Source organism: Methylophilus sp. DW102, assembly GCF_037076555.1.
In the GTDB taxonomy this organism is placed as follows: Bacteria; Pseudomonadota; Gammaproteobacteria; order Burkholderiales; family Methylophilaceae; genus Methylophilus; species Methylophilus glucosoxydans.
This window is the reverse complement of record NZ_AP029023.1, coordinates 2,460,714-2,478,115: the sequence shown is the minus strand read 5'-3', so window position 1 is coordinate 2,478,115 and position 17,402 is coordinate 2,460,714. Positions and strand designations below refer to the sequence as shown.

Here is a 17,402-nt window from a genome sequence, read left to right as displayed (position 1 = left end):
GCTACACCGAGAGCGGCACCGTCAGTCTGTGGTGTTTGTCGTACACTTCAACGCGATTACGGCCCTGTTTTTTTGCCACATACAGGGCCTTGTCCGCTTGTTCCAGCAGCAAATTACCGTCTTCACTAAAATTGAGCCACTGGGTGCGTGCGGGTTGTTCCTTTGCTGATTGCGCATGATGGGCGCCCAGTGAGGCAATGCCTATGCTCACTGTCATCAAGCGGTGTCCGGCAAAACGGATATCCAGCGCCATGATTTTTTGCCGGATGCGCTCGGCAATTTTGACGGCTTCCGCCTGCGTGGTCTGGCCCAGTACCAACACAAACTCTTCTCCACCGTAGCGTGCAGCCAGATCTCCTGGCCGGTTACTAAAGCCTTTCAGAATGGTGGCGACTTGGCGCAAACAGTCATCGCCAGCGGCATGCCCCATGCTGTCATTGAGTTGCTTGAAGTGATCCGCATCGACCATCATCACACTCAGACTGGATTGATGGCGAATCGCGCGTGACCACTCATCCCGCATGAATTGCTCAAGTCGACGGCGGTTGGCGAGGCCGGTGAGTGGGTCTGTCAGTGTGAGGGCAGAAATTCGGTCTTCGACCTGCTTGTGATGCGTGATATTGGTGAGGGTCAGCAAAAAGCACGGGCCTTGCTCTGCGAGGCTGCTTTGCATCGGCTGCAAATTCAAGGTCAGCCAGGTCGGCTCCTGGGTTGGGGTGTGGCAGAGGTAATCAATACTGAAATGGTCACGTGCCCCACTTAATACCTGTTGAACGCCCTCCAGCAAGGCTGGCTGGTTGGTGTCTTCATTAGCCTTGCAAATATCGAGATAGGCGATGCCAAACCAGTCTGTGTCAAGTTGCAGCCCGTAAAACAGGCCAAAGCTGCGCCAAGCCTGATTCACATAGAGAATGCTGCTTGCTTCATCAATCACTGCCACTTGCAATGATAATGTATCCAGAATACCACTCAGTAATTGCTCTGCAACGTTCACAAAATATCCGATGGGCGGGGGGGCTTGAATGATTTAAAGTTTTCAACTCTATTCTATTCAAGGCCACGATGACTGTCTAACGCTAACTGCTCAAAATGAGCATCAAAATTGCTTGTTTTAGGATATCCACGACAAAAGGAGTCCAAAAAATGACTGTTCGGATCGGCATAAACGGGTTTGGCAGAATTGGGCGCATGGTGCTCAGAGCCGCTTTAAATCAGGCAGAGTTCAAAGATGTGGAGGTGGTGGCGATCAACGGCATCGAGGCGCCCGAGCAGATGTTGTATATGCTCAAGTACGATTCGGTGCACGGTCGTCTCGCATACGATGCACAGTTAGAGGGCGAATCGCTGGTGGTGAATGGCAAGCCCATCCGGTTGACGGCACATCGTGATCCGGCGCAGATTGACTGGGCCAGTGCAAACGTGGATGTGGTGGTGGAGTGTACTGGTGTCTTTCTGACCAAGGAAACCTGTGCTGCACACATTAATGGGGGCGCGCGCATTGTCGTCCAATCAGCGCCAGGGAAGGACGACACGCCTATGTATGTGTATGGCGTCAATCATTACCATTATCGCGGTGAAGAAATTGTTTCTGCCGCCTCTTGCACCACCAATGGCCTGGCGCCTATGGCCAAGGTGTTGCATGATCATTTTGGCATCAAACGTGGATTGATGACCACTATTCATGCGGCCACGGCGACTCAAAAAACGGTGGATGGGACGTCGAACAAGGATTGGCGGGGAGGTCGTGGCGTCTTTGATAACATTATTCCTTCAAGTACCGGGGCGGCCAAGGCCGTCGGTAAAGTGATTCCGGCCCTCAACAAGAAGTTAACCGGCATGGCCATGCGTATTCCGTCGGCAGATGTGTCGGTGGTTGACCTGACGGTCGAGTTGCAGCAAAAAACCACTTATGAAGACATCTGCGCCGTGATGAAGTACGCCGCAGAGCGAGATTTGAAAGGGGTGCTGGGGTATACCGATGAGGCCGTGGTTTCCAGTGATTTCAGAGGCTACCCAGCTGCCAGCGTGTTTGATGCATCGGCTGGCATTATGCTGGACCCCTCTTTTGTGAAGCTGGTAGCCTGGTACGACAATGAGTATGGTTATACCTGCAATTTGCTGCGTCTGACGCGCTATGTGGGCTATGCCAAGCTGTGCATGACCAATTTGCCTGATCCGGTCGAGATTGAAGAGGTGGCTGCTTAGCGAGACGGCCTCCATTTGCGGGCTGAGTCTTTACCGGACAATTTATTCGCCTGCAAGGGCGTGGCGCATTTATAATGCGGTTTTTACTTTTGTGATCACGATTATGTCAGCGCCATTGCTCGAAACTTCTATCAAGAGTCTGAAAAAACTGCACCAGGGGAAGGTGCGTGATATCTACGATATCGACGCGCAGACCATGCTGCTGGTCAGTACAGATCGCTTGAGTGCTTTTGATGTGATTTTGCCCACGGGGATTCAACACAAGGGCGCGATGCTGACGCAAATGGCTAACTTCTGGTTTGAGCAATTGCAGAATGTGGTGCCTAACCACTTGACCGGGATCGCGCCGGAATCTGTAGTCGCGCCGGATGAAGTGGCTCAGGTCAAAGGCCGTGCCGTGGTGGTCAAAAAACTCAAAGCCTTGCCATTGGAAGCGATTGTGCGCGGGTATCTGGTGGGCAGCGGCTGGAAAGAGTATCAGGCCAAGGGCACGGTATGTGATGTTCCCCTGCCAGCAGGCCTGCAACTGGCGCAGCAGTTGCCACAACCTTTGTTTACCCCTTCGAGTAAGGCGGCGGTAGGTGAGCATGACGAAAATATCAGCATTGCCCAGGTGGAAGCTCTGATTGGTAAAGCGCTTACGGCCCAGGTCGAGCAGGCGGCAATTGCGCTATATACGCGTGCGGCCGAGTATGCGCGTACCAAAGGCATCATCATTGCCGACACCAAGTTTGAATTTGGTGTGGATGCGCAAGGGGTATTGCATGTGATGGACGAGGTATTGACGCCTGATTCTTCACGCTTCTGGCCTGCAGACCAGTATCAGGTGGGCAGCAACCCGCCCAGCTACGATAAACAGTATGTGCGTGACTGGCTGGAAAGTTGCGGTTGGGACAAGACGCCGCCAGGCCCGGAATTACCTGCTGGCGTAGCTCAACGCACCTCGGACAAGTACATGGAGGCATTTGCCAAACTCACCGGTCGCACGTTGCAGGTGGATTGACTGCTGAATCGGTCAAGGGCGATGGGGTTTCGTGCACAACTGGTGACGCTGGGCCAACGCTTTAAACAAGAGGTCTTGTTTTATCGCGCATTGCTTGCACATCCGCAAACGCCCTGGTTAGCCAAAGCGTTATTATGGCTAGCCCTGGCGTATCTGGTGTTGCCGTTTGATCTGATTCCCGACTTTATTCCGCTGATTGGCCAGCTTGATGAATTGGTGATTATTCCGCTGTTGCTGTATCTCGCGCTCAAGCTGATTCCTGTGACGATCAGGCAGGCATGCCGCGATGCGGTCGCGGCTGAGCAGGATCAAAAATAGTGTTGTTTGCCAGCAAATGTTCATATTAATCGCCTATAATGGCGATTTTTTTATAGGGATAGGTTTAAAAACATGTCTTTGAATTTGGTGCCTAGCGGCAAAGATTTGCCCCACGACTTTAACGTCATTATCGAGATCCCAGCCAATGGTGATCCAGTGAAATATGAAGTAGATAAAGAAAGCGGTGCGCTGTTCGTCGATCGCTTTATGGGCACCTCCATGCAGTATCCATGTAACTATGGTTACATTCCACATACCCTGGGCGATGATGGAGACCCGGTGGATGTGCTGGTGATTACGCCAGTGCCTTTGTTGCCAGGTGTGGTCGTGCGTTGCCGTGCATTGGGCATGCTGAAAATGACAGACGAAGCGGGTGGTGATGCCAAAGTGCTGGCGGTGCCGGTTGAGAAAGTCTGCGGCCTCTATGCTTATCAAAAAACATTGACCGATGTATCGCCTTGGCGCCTGGATATGATTGCGCACTTCTTTGAACACTACAAAGATCTGGACAAGGGTAAGTGGGTGAAAATTGAAGGTTGGGTGGGGATTGAAGATGCCCACAAGGAAATCGTGGATGGGGTTGCCCGTTACAACAAGGCCGAAGTGAAGCCAGCGTTTTAAAGTGAAGCCAGCGTTCTAATTTGTTGCAACGCGCACAACAAAGCCGGGTCGTTCGCCCGGCTTTTTGCTTTATGAACGCTTAAAATCCAAGGTCAATGTAATAAGGGCACGATCAGCAGCGCAACAATATTGATGATCTTGATCAGTGGGTTCACAGCTGGGCCCGCCGTATCCTTGTAAGGGTCGCCAACGGTATCGCCTGTCACGGCCGCCTTGTGCGCATCAGATCCTTTGCCGCCATAATGGCCATCCTCAATGTATTTCTTGGCGTTATCCCAGGCGCCACCACCAGTACACATCGAGATGGCGACAAATAAGCCGGTCACGATGGTGCCCATCAACAAACCGCCCAGTGCGACCGGCCCCAGAACCAGTCCGACCACAATCGGTGCGGCCACCGGCAGCAGAGAGGGCAACATCATTTCCTTGATGGCTGCGCTGGTCAGCATATCCACGGCTTTGCCGTATTCAGGCTTGGCTGTGCCCTCCATAATCCCTTTGATTTCGCGAAACTGGCGGCGGACTTCTTCAACCACACTGCCTGCGGCACGACCTACCGCTTCCATGGCCATGGCGGCAAACAGATATGGAATCAAGCCGCCGATAAACAAGCCTATGATGACTTTGGGGTCGCTCAAATCAAAGCTGGCAGTGATGCCGGCGCTTTCAAGCTTGTGTGTGTAGTCTGCAAACAGGACTAACGCTGCCAGGCCTGCGGAGCCAATAGCATAGCCTTTGGTGACCGCTTTGGTGGTGTTGCCTACAGCATCCAGCGGGTCAGTTACATCGCGGACACTGCTAGGTAATTCAGCCATTTCGGCAATCCCGCCTGCGTTATCGGTGATCGGGCCGTAAGCATCCAAAGCCACGACAATGCCTGCCATGCTGAGCATGGCCATGGCGGCAATGGCCACCCCATACAATCCTGCCAGGTGAAAAGCGACATAAATCGCAAGACACACCGAGAGTACAGGCAGGCCGGTGGATTTCATCGAGACGCCTATCCCGGCAATAATATTGGTGGCATGGCCGGTGGTAGAGGCTTGCGCCACGTGTTTGACCGGCGCGTAATCGGTCCCAGTGTAGTATTCGGTAATCCATACCAGTGCCGCGGTCAGTCCCAGCCCTACCGCACAGGCGCCAAACAGGGCCAGGCTGGACACCGTGACTTCACCATGGGTATAGCCTTGCGGAAATACATATTGCGTGACAAAGTAAAACGCAATTAGCGAGAGGACGCCAGCGACCGCCAGGCCTTTGTATAGCGCGGGCATCACATTCTTCATACCGGGCGAGGCTTTGACAAAAAAGCAGCCAATAATTGAGGCGACGATGGAAACCGCACCTAGCAACAAGGGGTAAATGATGCCATTGGCACCTGCTTCTGTTGCCATCAGTCCCCCCAGTACCATGGTGGCAATCAGGGTCACCGCGTAAGTTTCAAACAGGTCAGCCGCCATGCCAGCGCAGTCACCCACATTGTCGCCGACATTGTCCGCAATCACAGCCGGGTTGCGGGGGTCATCTTCAGGAATACCAGCTTCTACCTTACCTACCAGGTCGGCCCCGACATCGGCGCCCTTGGTGAAAATGCCACCGCCCAAGCGCGCAAAGATAGAGATCAACGAGGAACCAAAAGCCAGGCCAATCAGTGGGTTCAGATCAGTCGCCTGCTCAGCACCCAGGTAGATATAAAACCCTGCCACCCCTAACAGCCCCAGGCCAACGACGAGCATGCCAGTGATTGCGCCGCCTTTAAATGCGACATCCAGAGCCGCCCCTATGCCATGCGTCGCGGCTTGGGCGGTCCGTACGTTTGCTTTCACCGAGACGTTCATGCCTATAAATCCGCAGGCCCCGGAGAGAACCGCGCCAATCACAAATCCGATGGCAGTTTGCGGGTTTAGAAAAATACCGATCAAGATCGTCAAAACAACCCCAACCAGGGCAATCGTTTTGTATTGTCGGGAGAGATAGGCAGCCGCCCCTTGTTGAATGGCGCCGGCAATTTCTTGCATGCGGGCGTTCCCCGCGGGCAACCCTGAAATCCATTGACTCATTACGACGCCATACACTACCGCCAGAACGGCGGCACCAAGCGCTAACATTAGTGCAACTGACATGACTTCTCCTGTTCCTGATGAAACTACGTTGAAGATAATGACTGCTCACCACCCTGTTGCCAGATTTGTTAATGGAATGTAACAGGTTGGGGCATTATTGCACTATTAGTGTGCACCTACAATAGCGTGTAATAGCGGAGCATACGTACTCTGATTGCAGAGATGGCCGGGTTCCCGGCTAACAGGTGAGGTTGGCTCAGTCTTGACGCTGGTGATCGACAAACTCAAGCAGGGCCGCTTCCAGCGCAGGATTGTCGATTTGTTTGGCGCAACGTTCGAGTGCCGTTAAGGCGTGCTTGGACGGGGATTTGATGCGTTTGGTTTTGCTAGGCGGGCGAGATTTTACTTGCACTTTGACCTTAATTGCGTTAAGGTTTAAAGCCTTGATTTTCCGGGAGTTTTGACTAAATTCCTGGATTTTTCGCAGTAATTGGGCTTCCATTAGCCTGATTCTGCTGGCCACAGCGCCTGATTGCACTGCAATCGTTAGCGCCCCCTCTTGTAGGGCTAGCACATGCGAAAGCCTGGAAAATTCCGGGGCAACTGCAGACCAGCATTGTTGTAATTGCTGACGGTCATCCGCTTCTTGTAGTAGCGGTTTGAGCGCTTGATGATGTTTGAAAATCTGGTTGATTTTGAACATGGCCGGTTGTCCACAGAATGCTTGAATATTGTACACCACATCGCTGTCATGCATGTTTAGTCGGCATGCGGCGGGTGCATCGCGAGAGTTCGTAGCATGATTAATATCATTATTGTTTCAGAAAAAATGGCCAAGCCCAAAACATTGGGCGTGTTTGAAAGTGTCGGCTTGGTGCTGGCGCTGATTTTGGTGCCTATCGTGTTGACGCTGTTGTTTATCACACCGCAGCAGGTCATTAAATCACAAGGCGTTAAAGCTATGCTGCCGCCTCACTTGCGTGGTGCCATGTTGTCTACCCAAAATCACCTCGATGCTTATGCCAAGCAAATTGGCGAATTGCAGGCGCGTATTTTGCGGCTGGATGCGCAAAATCAGCGCTTGTCCAAATTGGCAGGCGTCAAATCGACTGCCGAGCCGATTAATGAAAGAACGCCGGTCAACGACATGATGGGCCGCGGGGGGCCGCTGGTAAAAGATTCTCCGCTGAGTGAGGAAGACCTGAAAGCAACCATCGAGCAAATGTCTGCAGACCTCGATTTGCGTGATGAGTATCAGGGCAAGCTTGAGGCCAAGTTGTTGCAAAAGAGCGTATTGCGCGAAATGCTGCCTAATAGTAGTCCGGTGGAAGCCGCGTATAGTTCGTCCAGTTATGGCTGGCGGATTGATCCCATGAGTGGCCATCGCGCTTTCCACGAAGGCCTGGATTTCCCAGCCTCGGTGGGGACGCCGGTTTATGCTGCCGCAGACGGTATTGTGACCACCGCGGTACAAACCGCAGACTATGGCAATTTGCTCAAGATTGACCATGGCGCGGGTCTTGAAACGCGCTATGCCCACAATTCGAAGTTATTGGTGAACCCGGGAGACCGTGTTACCAAGGGTCAAAAGATTGCCTTAATTGGCAGTACCGGACGCTCAACCGGGCCGCATTTGCATTATGAAATTCGTCTCAATGGCAACCCGCTGGACCCGCGTGAGTATCTCAAAAATCATTCCTGACCCAGTCAGGCAATACAATAATTGAGACAATCGCCCTCTATATCTTATACAATCTCTGTTTATTTCAATTAACACCGCGTCAGCGGAAATCGGTGTGACTCATGTTAGCCTCGTTGTTTAAAAAAGTATTTGGTAGCCGCAATGATCGGCTCGTCAAGCAGTACCAGCAAATCGTCAAACAAATCAATGCATTAGAGTCAGAAATCGCCGCACTCTCGGATGAGCAGTTGCGGGCCAAAACTGAGGAGTTCAAACAGCGTTATGCTGGCGGTGAGAGCCTGGAAAAGCTGTTGCCAGAAGCTTTTGCAGTTGTGCGTGAGGGCGGCAAGCGCGTGTTGGGGATGCGTCACTTCGACGTACAGCTGATCGGTGGCATGGTGCTAAACGCAGGCAAAATTGCCGAAATGCGTACCGGTGAAGGTAAAACCCTGGTGGCGACCTTGCCGACTTATTTGAATGCCTTGACCGGTAAAGGCGTACATGTGGTGACGGTCAACGACTATCTGGCCAAGCGTGACGCCGAATGGATGGGCAAACTGTATAACTTCCTGGGTCTGAGCGTAGGCATTAACCTGTCTCAAATGACGCATGATGCCAAGCAGCTGGCCTATGCGGCAGACATTACCTACGGGACCAATAACGAGTTCGGCTTTGATTACCTGCGCGACAACATGGTGTTTAGCAAAGAGGAGCGCGTACAGCGTCCTTTGCATTATGCGCTGGTGGATGAGGTGGACTCTATCCTGATCGATGAAGCGCGTACGCCCTTGATTATTTCCGGCCAGGCGGAACACAGCGTGGATTTGTATGGCGCCATCAATGAAGTGGCCAAGCAATTGGTGCGTCAGCAAGCCGAAGAGGGTGAAGGCGACTTCTGGGTAGATGAAAAAGCCCAGAGTGTGACCATGAGTGAAGCCGGGCATGAGCATGCCGAGCAATTGCTGGAACAAACCGGCTTGCTGGCGGCGGGTTCAAGCCTGTATGAACCGGCGAATATTACGCTGGTGCATCATTTGTATGCCTCCTTGCGCGCACAAAATCTCTATCATCGCGATCAGCATTATGTCGTGCGTAACGGCGAGATCGTCATCGTCGATGAGTTTTCTGGCCGCATGATGCCGGGCCGCCGCTGGTCTGATGGCCTGCATCAGGCAGTCGAAGCCAAAGAAGGCGTGACCATCCAGAAAGAAAACCAGACCCTGGCTTCGATCACGTTCCAGAACTATTTCCGCATGTATCAAAAGCTGAGCGGCATGACCGGGACGGCTGATACCGAGGCCTATGAGTTTAACCAGATTTATGGCTTGGAAACCGTGGTGATCCCAACCCACAGACCGGTACAGCGCCTGGACGCGATGGACAAGGTCTACCGCACGGCGATGGAAAAATACAAAGCCGTCATTGAGGATATTAAACAGTGTCAGGCCAAAGGTCAGCCTGTGCTGGTCGGGACCACTTCGATTGAAAACTCCGAACTGATTTCCAAGCTCCTGACTCAGGCCAAGCTTGAACATCAGGTATTGAATGCCAAACAGCATGAGCGCGAAGCAAGCATCGTGGCAGAGGCCGGTCGTCCAGGCGTGATTACCATTGCCACTAACATGGCTGGCCGCGGTACCGATATTGTGCTCGGCGGTAATTCGGAAAATGAAATTCATGCTATCCAGCAGGATGAAAAACTGTCTGAGGCAGAAAAAGCTGGCAAAATTGCCCAGCTCAAAGCCGAGTGGCAGCAGCGCCATGATGCCGTACTGGCCGCGGGTGGTTTGCATATCATCGGTACCGAGCGTCACGAATCTCGCCGTGTAGATAACCAGCTGCGTGGCCGTGCAGGCCGTCAGGGCGATCCAGGCTCCAGCCGCTTCTATCTGTCGCTTGAAGATCCATTGTTGCGTATTTTCTCCGGTGAGCGTGTGGCGGCGATTATGACCCGCCTCAACATGCCGGAAGGTGAAGCGATTGAACATGCCATGGTGACGCGCGCCATTGAAAACGCGCAACGCAAGGTTGAAGGCCGTAACTTTGACATCCGCAAGCAATTGCTGGAATACGATGATGTCTCCAATGACCAGCGCAAGGTGATATACGAACAGCGCAATGAGTTGCTAGAGTCTATTGATGTCGGCCAAACGATTCATGCCATGCGCGAAGACGTCATCAACAGCTTGTTTAATACTTACGTTCCCCCAGGCAGCGTGGAAGAGCAATGGGAAGTCCCAGCGCTCGAGCAGGCTTTGCAGGCTGAGCTTGGCTTGACCTTGCCAGTGGCGGAATGGCTGGAAACCAACCCTGACCTGCATGAGGAAACCTTGCGTGAGCGTATCCTCAATGCTGCCAACGAGTTGTATGGTGCCAAGGAGGTACTTGCAGGTAATGACAACATGCGTAATTTTGAGCGATCAGTCATGTTGCAAAGCCTGGATAACCACTGGCGCGAGCATTTGGCGGCACTGGATCATTTGCGCCAAGGCATTCATTTGCGTTCTTATGCGCAAAAGAACCCCAAACAGGAATACAAGCGTGAAGCGTTTGAGCTGTTTGAGTCGCTGTTGAATACGGTGAAAAGTGAAGTTACCAAGATCACCATGCAGGTGCAGATTCGTTCCCGCGAAGAGCTTGAAGCCGAAGAGCGCCGCGCAGAAGAAGCCATGCGCGCCGCCGAGGTGGCAAATGTGCAGTATCAACACACGGATTACGACTCTGCATTGGCGACTACAGATGCAAGCGCCGCAGAATCTTTGAATGTGCCTGAAGGCGTACGTGTTGGGCGTAATGACCCTTGCCCATGTGGCTCTGGCAAAAAATATAAAAATTGCCACGGTGCTTTGAGCTAGGGTAAGTTTGAAAGGAAATCAGCATGTCAGAACAGGAAATTGCCTCACCATGTGTCGGGGTGTGCAGCATGGACGAAGTGAGTGGTTTTTGCCAGGGCTGCTTTAGAACGCTAGAGGAAATCCGCCAATGGTGGGATCTGGATAATGCGGCCAAAGCCGAAGTCATCAAAACGGCAGCGGCACGTGAGGCGGCAGTATTTGGCGAATAACTCAATTTTGCAGGATTCAAGACACAAATAAAAAAGTCGGCAGTTGCCGACTTTTTTATTTGTGTGCGTTGTTTTGAGCTGATTGAGGGCTGGGTTCAGCGTAAGCCAGGTGAATAATCCGTGACGCAACCAGTGATTCTCAGTCCACAAATCAAGCGATGCTTTTACATATCACCCATTGGCTGGTCGGCGAGTGCTTTGGATTGTGCGTCCAACTTGGTAATGACCATGTTCAACGAGGCATTTAACTCTTTTAAAGCTTCGATATCCAGTGTGTGCAAGACTTGCGGCAGAATGCCATCTACTGGTTTCGGTGCCTTGGCGAGCACCGCGTGCCCAGCATCAGTCACAATCAGGCCGACTTTGCGTTGGTCTTCGCTTTGACGCTGTTTTTGCACCAATTGTTTTTTGACCAGTTTTTCGACGAGCAAGCTACAGGTGGATTGATGGATGGCCAGATTTTCAGCCAGACGAGAAACACCTAATTCTGGGTGCGTGGCGATTTCGTGTAATAACCACAATTGCGAGCCTGAAATGCCACAAGACACTTCAATCTCCCTGAAGTGTTGCCTCACGGTTCCAAAAATAATCCGAAATTGTTTTAAAGCTTCTTTGGCAAGAGTATTTTGCATGGTTAATTTAATGTAAATATTTATTTTTTTATTGTATCAGCTTCCCTGAATGTCCACCTGTTATGAGGTGGCGAATGTCGGGAAAAAATCCCGAACTGGGTTTATTTTAGACAAAAAAGTCCTTTTCACGATAAATATTAATTGTATTTATACTTTAGAGGTAATTATTTACGTGGATTAATGAGTCCGGTGCGTATTAGTCCTGTGCTGGGGTAACGTCGATCGCTTGCGCCGCGGCCAGGGTCTGCAAGGTCTCTATTCCAAATTGAAGCAAAGTCTCGCGCGGCAGATCTGGCAGATGTCGGGACAATTCTAGCAAATGTTGTTCTGCAGTGGCTGGATGCAGATGTATCTGTTGTAACAATTGGTAGGTGATCACGTTGAGTTGGATAAAGCGTATCTGAAAATCTGGCGTACGATACACGAGCAGGTAAGTGTCAGCGGCAGGGAGATGTCGTTGCTTGCGCGACAGTTGATGCACCGGAAAAGCATAATGCAGCAGGCGATGCACGGCGGTCAGGCTGACGCGATGGGTGAGTCCAGGTACCAACGCTGTTTGCTCGGCCGCTGGCAATGGTGCTTCTGCCAGCTCGCGACTAAGCGCCAGTTCTATCCATTCATAATGGGCCAATTCAGTCGTGTATGGGGGCAGGTCAGCGGCTTGATGGGTGCTTAAAAAATCGACAAATCTGGCGGGAATATCCTGAAACAAGGGATTGGCAAATGTTTGCCCGGAGAAGCACTGCCGCGCCAGGCGTTGAAAGATGCGCTTGCCCAGGATGGACCTGAGCACAGGAAAACAGGCTTGCAGGCTAGTCAAAAACTGGTTAAAGACGATCTCCGTGTAAATGCGCATGCGTTTGCGGTCTACCCCATGCGGAGGGGCATGCTGCGCTGGCTGACGCAAATGGGCGGTAAAGTCGGCCTGGTAATCCTGAAAGGCAGGCATCAGGCCACCTCTGGCAGCATGTTTGCGTCGGTCAGCAATTGCGATTGCTGTGATTGCGCAATCCGCTTCACTTCAAGCATGACTTCGTTGAGTGCCGGAATATTGCTATCTCGCTCCAGCAGCGTTGGGAAGATCTTCAAGTTGCGATAGGCATGGGTGAGTAATTGCCACACCGGTTCAATGACCGCTTCGCCATGGGTGTCTACCAGTAAGTCAGGTTGCGCTTGCCAATGGCCGGCCAAGTGCCCGTACACCACACGCTCGGCTGGGATCTGGTCCAAAAAGGCATAAGGATCAAACTGAAAGTTGACGCTGTTGACATACAGATTGTTGATATCCAGATGCAGGTCGCAATTCGCCTCGGTCAATACGGCATTGATAAAGCTGATTTCATCCATGTCTGACATTGGTGCCGCCACGTAAAACGAGGTATTTTCAACGGCGATGCGCTGCTCCAGAATATCCTGCGTTTGCCGGATGCGTTGCGCCACATATTTCACCGCTTCATGCGTGAAGGGGATAGGCAGTAAATCATAAATATAACCATTGCTCAGGTCGCTGCAATAACTCAGGTGCTCGGTATAGAGTGGAATCTCGAAGTCTTTCAGAAACTGCTTAAGCTGTTTGAGAAAAGCGATGTTGAGCGGGTCTGGACCGCCCAACGATAAACACAAGCCGTGACACACCATGGGATAGCGTTGAACAAACCAGTCCAGCTCAGCCGCGTATTTGCCGCCAGCCTGTAACCAGTTTTCCGGGGCAATCTCTAAAAACTGCAGCGCGCTGAGCTGTGGCTCCCCATGCTGCCGCATCAGTTGGGGAATCAGCTCACGCTTGAGCCCCAAGCCCGCACCCTGAATCTCTGAGCGTAACGCCATGCGCTAGGGTCCCTCAGGATTTGCTGGCGTGACACGCACCTTCTTTCATTTTCTCGGCAGAGCAGCCACCCTCCTTCATTTTTTCTGCTGAACAGCTGCCCTCTTTGCTTTTATGGTGGTGGCAAGAACCCTCTTTCATTTTCTCGGCAGAGCAGCTGCCTTCTTTCATCTTTTTCTTGTGTGCCCCACATTGGCCGCTCGCACATTTGCCTTCCTTGGCTTTGCTGTCTGTGGCTTCTGCCACCTGGTATCCTTGCGCGAGCGGTTTGATTTCAAACGGGTTGCTGGCGGCATGCGCGCTGACCGCTGCAATTGACAAGGCCACTGCACCTGTCATTAATGCCACATTTTGCTTTTTCATGATTTTTTCCTTCTTGCTCAGATTGAAAAGCGGACATCAGTAAAACTTGTCCAGTTGTTGTGTGATTCGTTCCTTGGCTGGTGCAGAAAGTGTCAGTGACTGATCATCCGCCGCCTGTTGCTGCCAACTGGCGAGGTGACGGCGCATCCACAGCAGTTGCTGTTTAAAACGCCTGCAATAGACGCAAATGAGCAAATGCACTCTCACCGCCCACCGCTCACGCCAGTTGAGTGGACGGTCCAGTGATTGCGAGACCAGCAGGCTGGTTTGTTTGCAACTCAACATTTATTTTCTGTGCTACCTATGGTTACCAGTTCATCTCAAGACATTTTCGCAGACCCATGCGGGCGCGGTATAGCATGACCCAAGCATTGGTCGCGCTGATCTCGAGTACCTTACAAATTTCTTCATTCTCCATGTCATCGACTTCGCGCATGGTGAAAATCGCCGCCAGTTTTTGTGGCAGCCGCTCCATGCATTGTTGCAAGATGGTCAGGAACTGGCTTTGTTGCAAGGCTTGCTGTGGCATATCCCACGCCTGCGGCTTTTCTGCCCAGTGCCCTGTTTCATCAAAAAACTCATCCATATTGGCATCTTCTTCGCGCATGAGTTCCGAGGCGGGCACTTCACGCAGTTGTTTGCGCAGACAGTCTATGATTTTATGCTTGAGGATGCCGGTCAGCCAGGTGCGTGGGCTGGAGTGTTCGGCAAAGTTTGGATTTTTGATGGCTGCAAGCAAGGTTTCCTGCACGACATCTTCAGCTTGATGACTGTCGCGCAAGCGGGCGAGGGCAAAACGGTAAAGATAGTCGCCATGTTCATTGAGCCAGTCATGCGGATTCGGTTTCATGGCGGCTATTGAATCATAGATTCAAGGGCGGTGGAATAGCGTTTGCAGGAGAGTGACGTAAGCTCCCATGGGTGTGACACAAACTATCCCAGTTGCGACAGTCGTTCAGAATAGACTTTGCGTAGCAATGGCGCCAGCGTACTGACCTGCAAGGCTTTTTGCAGCAGCTTCTGGTCTCCTTCCCCGAGTTTTTGCAGTCCTAATGCGGTGCGTATGCTGATGCCGTGCACGTCGCGCTGCAAAATCTGGATGTCGTCACCGGCTTGAATGAGGCCGACTTGCAGCACACGCAAGTAAAAACCGCTGTAGCCGCTACGCAAGAACTCATCGAGCATGTCGGGCTTGCCCACTTTGTGGCCGAATTTAAAGCACGGAATGCGCGGCATGGTCACTTGTACCTGCACCACATCCCCGATTTGCAGGATATCGCCGATACAGACGTCACTTTCGAGTAATCCTTGTACGGTGAGGTTTTCGCCAAAAGTGCCATACGCGAGTGTACTTTTTTGCCAGCGGTTTTGCCAATGCGCATAATGCTCAAACGGGTAGGCATACAAGGCCTGGTGTTCGCCGCCATGCACGGTCAAATCGGCCTGACCATCGCCCTCCAGGCCCAGCGCTTGCACGGTAACCTGGCCTGTCAGGGGTGTTTTATAAATGCCAGTGAGGACGGGTTTGCCGTTGATGTGAACGGTTTGCGGCATGGCCGCATTGACTGAAAGTAGTTTCATAGCAAGCTAGAGAGGGGAGTCGGTGATCTTGTCATGCTCGCATAAATCGTCTTGTGCTTTAATAAGTGATTCAACTTATCTTCCAGCATAAGCGCATGCCAGGCCTTATTGACTGGGTGGCATGTCTGCGCGTTGTTCTATCAATTGCAAATAATGCGCGGCATCGAGACCGGTTTGATTGCGCTGCGCCAGCCAGATGGTTTCTGCCAGGCATTCGAGCAAGGCATGTTGGGCGGCGTGCTCTTCCTGAAAGCGTGTACACAGTTTGCCGTAGGCTTGCGTAATGCCGATCGGCTGGTTGATGCTGATTTGTTCCTGGATGGACAGGTGCAAACTCATATGCAAAAACGGATTGGTCTCTCCCATTTCAGGGTAGTAAGCCTGTTGCAGGTAATGGGCTGGCTGGTCCAGGATGTCGTGGTATTCGGGATGCATATGCATGATGCCCACGGCCATTTTTTCCAGCTCGGTCAAGGCTTGTTGCTGTTTGAATTTTGCCCAGGCATCAAAGAAAAACTGCCTCACTTCATCGCGGCTGGGATTAAACAAGGCCATGGCTAAACTCCTGCCGGTGGGGCAACCGGCTGTATCTGTTTGTCGTGAAATTCACATAAATCGGCGATGCAACATTCACCACATTTAGGGTTGCGGGCTGTGCAGGTATAGCGGCCATGCAGAATCAGCAAATGATGCGCATCTTTTAAAAAGGCTTTAGGTGTCGTGCTCAAAAAACGCTGTTCGACCTCGAGTACATTCTTACCCTGGGCCAGTTTGGTGCGGTTGCCGACGCGGAATAAATGGGTATCGACCGCAATGGTGGGTTGGCCAAAGGCGGTATTCAGGATCACATTAGCGGTTTTTCGGCCAACCCCGGCCAGGGCTTCGAGCGCTTCTCGGGTATCTGGAACTTCACCGTCATGCAAGGTCAGCAATTGCTCGCAACATTTGAGCACGTTTTGGGCTTTGGCATGATACAAGCCTATGGTTTTGATATAACTTTCCAGGCCTTCGACCCCAAGTGCCAGGATGGTTGCCGGCGTATTGGCGACCTTGAACAGCTTGCGCGTGGCGATATTCACGCCTTTGTCTGTCGCTTGTGCAGACAAAATCACCGCAATGAGCAACTCGAAGGTAGAGCTATGCTCGAGTTCTGTGGTGGGGTTGGGAATGGCCTGCGCCAGTCTTTCAAAAATGGCCTGTCTTTTTTGAGCATTCATCACAAGATTTCAATCTATTGGGGCAGCTTTAGCCTGCTTGCCTGGCTTTAATACGCGCCAGTGCGGCTGCAATTGCCGCCTGTTTGAGCGCCTCGGTAGCGGTCGGGGTTGGCTGCGCGGTGTCGCTTGCTGGCCTCGTTTCCATCCGGGTCTGGTCTTTGGCATAGGTGTGGGCTGTTGCGTGATTTTCAAGCGCCAAGCGTTTTTGCCGCTGTTGATGGCGGCGTCTTGCCAGGTCGGATTCTGCGGGAGACATTGCCATCTGCCGCCCCGGCACGGCTTGCAGGCTGATGCAATCGACCGGACAGGGCGGCAGGCACAATTCACAGCCGGTGCATTCCTGCGCGATCACCGTATGCATTTGCTTGGAGGCGCCGACGATGGCATCAACCGGGCAGGCCTTGATACACAGCGTACAGCCAATGCAGGCGTCTTCATCAATCACGGCCACCAGTTTGCCTTTGGTAACGCCATGTGCGGGATTGAGCGCTTGGTAGGGTTGGTTGAGCAAGGCGGCCAGTGCGTGTATGCCAGCGTCGCCGCCAGGCGGGCACTGGTTGATGTTTGCCTCGCCGTGAGCAATGGCGCCAGCGTAGGGTCGGCAGCCGTTATATCCACATTGGCCGCACTGGGTTTGTGGCAGCAGGGCGTCAATTTGACTGATCAATGGCTCCAGTCTGGCAGGGTTTTCTGGCGCGGTTGCGCCTGTCTGCGTGAGGTCTGCTGGTGGCTGTGCGGAAGGCGGCATGGAGCTTGGACGAGCGTTAATCCGAATGGATTGATTATAACTGAAAGGGTGCGTTACTCAGGACTTTATGCCGTATCCCCA

General features: G+C 52.3%; 20 protein-coding genes. 7 read left to right on the top strand and 13 right to left on the bottom strand.

The features are described 5' to 3' along the window. Position 1 precedes the first annotated feature (1 nt). Complete coding sequence (locus AACH41_RS11670; protein WP_338655268.1) at positions 2 to 994, bottom strand: GGDEF domain-containing protein; 993 nt, start codon at positions 992 to 994, stop codon at positions 2 to 4. 149 nt (positions 995 to 1,143) lie between these two features. On the opposite strand from AACH41_RS11670, the gene gap reads away from it, so the two are divergent. From gap to ppa, 4 genes are all read left to right on the top strand, one after another. Next, complete coding sequence (gene gap, locus AACH41_RS11665) at positions 1,144 to 2,205, top strand: type I glyceraldehyde-3-phosphate dehydrogenase (protein ID WP_194748644.1); 1,062 nt, start codon at positions 1,144 to 1,146, stop codon at positions 2,203 to 2,205. A gap of 103 nt (positions 2,206 to 2,308) precedes the next feature. Continuing rightward, on the top strand, positions 2,309 to 3,208 hold the full coding sequence (locus tag AACH41_RS11660; RefSeq protein ID WP_338655266.1) for a phosphoribosylaminoimidazolesuccinocarboxamide synthase: 900 nt from the start codon (positions 2,309 to 2,311) through the stop codon (positions 3,206 to 3,208). A 21-nt stretch (positions 3,209 to 3,229) separates the two neighbouring features. After that, positions 3,230 to 3,526, top strand: coding sequence for a DUF1232 domain-containing protein (locus tag AACH41_RS11655; protein ID WP_194748642.1), 297 nt, complete (start codon positions 3,230 to 3,232; stop codon positions 3,524 to 3,526). A gap of 72 nt (positions 3,527 to 3,598) precedes the next feature. Next, on the top strand, positions 3,599 to 4,147 hold the full coding sequence (ppa, locus tag AACH41_RS11650; protein ID WP_194748641.1) for an inorganic diphosphatase: 549 nt from the start codon (positions 3,599 to 3,601) through the stop codon (positions 4,145 to 4,147). A gap of 92 nt (positions 4,148 to 4,239) precedes the next feature. Here the strand turns inward: ppa and AACH41_RS11645 are convergent, their stop codons facing one another. After that, complete coding sequence (locus AACH41_RS11645) at positions 4,240 to 6,270, bottom strand: sodium-translocating pyrophosphatase (RefSeq protein ID WP_338655263.1); 2,031 nt, start codon at positions 6,268 to 6,270, stop codon at positions 4,240 to 4,242. A gap of 196 nt (positions 6,271 to 6,466) precedes the next feature. Continuing rightward, entirely contained in the window at positions 6,467 to 6,967 is a 501-nt protein-coding gene (locus tag AACH41_RS11640; protein ID WP_228518830.1) for a DUF721 domain-containing protein, read from the bottom strand. 42 nt (positions 6,968 to 7,009) lie between these two features. Here AACH41_RS11640 and AACH41_RS11635 point away from each other — a divergent pair, with 42 nt between their 5' ends. The 3 genes from AACH41_RS11635 to AACH41_RS11625 all read left to right on the top strand — a co-directional run bounded on the left by AACH41_RS11635 (position 7,010) and on the right by AACH41_RS11625 (position 10,955). Continuing rightward, on the top strand, positions 7,010 to 7,912 hold the full coding sequence (locus AACH41_RS11635) for a M23 family metallopeptidase (RefSeq protein WP_194748639.1): 903 nt from the start codon (positions 7,010 to 7,012) through the stop codon (positions 7,910 to 7,912). Between the two features lie 101 nt (positions 7,913 to 8,013). Continuing rightward, positions 8,014 to 10,746, top strand: coding sequence for a preprotein translocase subunit SecA (gene secA, locus AACH41_RS11630; RefSeq protein ID WP_338655259.1), 2,733 nt, complete (start codon positions 8,014 to 8,016; stop codon positions 10,744 to 10,746). 23 nt (positions 10,747 to 10,769) lie between these two features. Next, a complete protein-coding gene (locus AACH41_RS11625) occupies positions 10,770 to 10,955 on the top strand; it encodes a DUF1289 domain-containing protein (protein ID WP_194748637.1) in 186 nt (61 codons plus the stop codon). A 164-nt stretch (positions 10,956 to 11,119) separates the two neighbouring features. Here AACH41_RS11625 and AACH41_RS11620 read toward each other — a convergent pair whose 3' ends face one another. The 10 genes from AACH41_RS11620 to rsxB form a co-directional block, all read right to left on the bottom strand. Further along, positions 11,120 to 11,587: a MarR family transcriptional regulator gene (locus AACH41_RS11620; RefSeq protein ID WP_194748636.1), complete on the bottom strand. Its 468-nt coding sequence runs from the start codon at positions 11,585 to 11,587 to the stop codon at positions 11,120 to 11,122. A gap of 196 nt (positions 11,588 to 11,783) precedes the next feature. Next, a complete protein-coding gene (locus AACH41_RS11615) occupies positions 11,784 to 12,536 on the bottom strand; it encodes a putative DNA-binding domain-containing protein (protein ID WP_338655256.1) in 753 nt (250 codons plus the stop codon). Continuing rightward, a complete protein-coding gene (locus AACH41_RS11610; protein WP_194748634.1) occupies positions 12,536 to 13,414 on the bottom strand; it encodes a DUF692 domain-containing protein in 879 nt (292 codons plus the stop codon). The genes AACH41_RS11615 and AACH41_RS11610 overlap by 1 nt, the downstream gene beginning before the upstream one ends. Positions 13,415 to 13,427: 13 nt before the next feature. Further along, positions 13,428 to 13,775, bottom strand: a complete 348-nt coding sequence (locus tag AACH41_RS11605) for a hypothetical protein (RefSeq protein WP_275356287.1) — start codon at positions 13,773 to 13,775, stop codon at positions 13,428 to 13,430. A gap of 36 nt (positions 13,776 to 13,811) precedes the next feature. Next, positions 13,812 to 14,060, bottom strand: a complete 249-nt coding sequence (locus tag AACH41_RS11600; RefSeq protein ID WP_338655253.1) for a zf-HC2 domain-containing protein — start codon at positions 14,058 to 14,060, stop codon at positions 13,812 to 13,814. Positions 14,061 to 14,082: 22 nt separating this feature from the next. Beyond that, positions 14,083 to 14,625, bottom strand: coding sequence for a sigma-70 family RNA polymerase sigma factor (locus AACH41_RS11595; protein WP_338655251.1), 543 nt, complete (start codon positions 14,623 to 14,625; stop codon positions 14,083 to 14,085). An 83-nt stretch (positions 14,626 to 14,708) separates the two neighbouring features. Then, the gene (locus tag AACH41_RS11590) at positions 14,709 to 15,356 is read right to left on the bottom strand and encodes an MOSC domain-containing protein (RefSeq protein WP_338655249.1); all 648 of its coding nucleotides are present in this window, start codon (positions 15,354 to 15,356) and stop codon (positions 14,709 to 14,711) included. 105 nt (positions 15,357 to 15,461) lie between these two features. Beyond that, complete coding sequence (locus AACH41_RS11585) at positions 15,462 to 15,911, bottom strand: DUF1841 family protein (RefSeq protein ID WP_275356285.1); 450 nt, start codon at positions 15,909 to 15,911, stop codon at positions 15,462 to 15,464. Positions 15,912 to 15,913: 2 nt separating this feature from the next. After that, positions 15,914 to 16,573, bottom strand: coding sequence for an endonuclease III (gene nth / locus AACH41_RS11580; RefSeq protein WP_338655247.1), 660 nt, complete (start codon positions 16,571 to 16,573; stop codon positions 15,914 to 15,916). A 28-nt stretch (positions 16,574 to 16,601) separates the two neighbouring features. Continuing rightward, positions 16,602 to 17,321 (bottom strand): electron transport complex subunit RsxB, encoded by a 720-nt coding sequence (gene rsxB, locus AACH41_RS11575; protein ID WP_338655245.1) that lies wholly within the window; start codon positions 17,319 to 17,321, stop codon positions 16,602 to 16,604. Positions 17,322 to 17,402 lie beyond the last annotated feature (81 nt).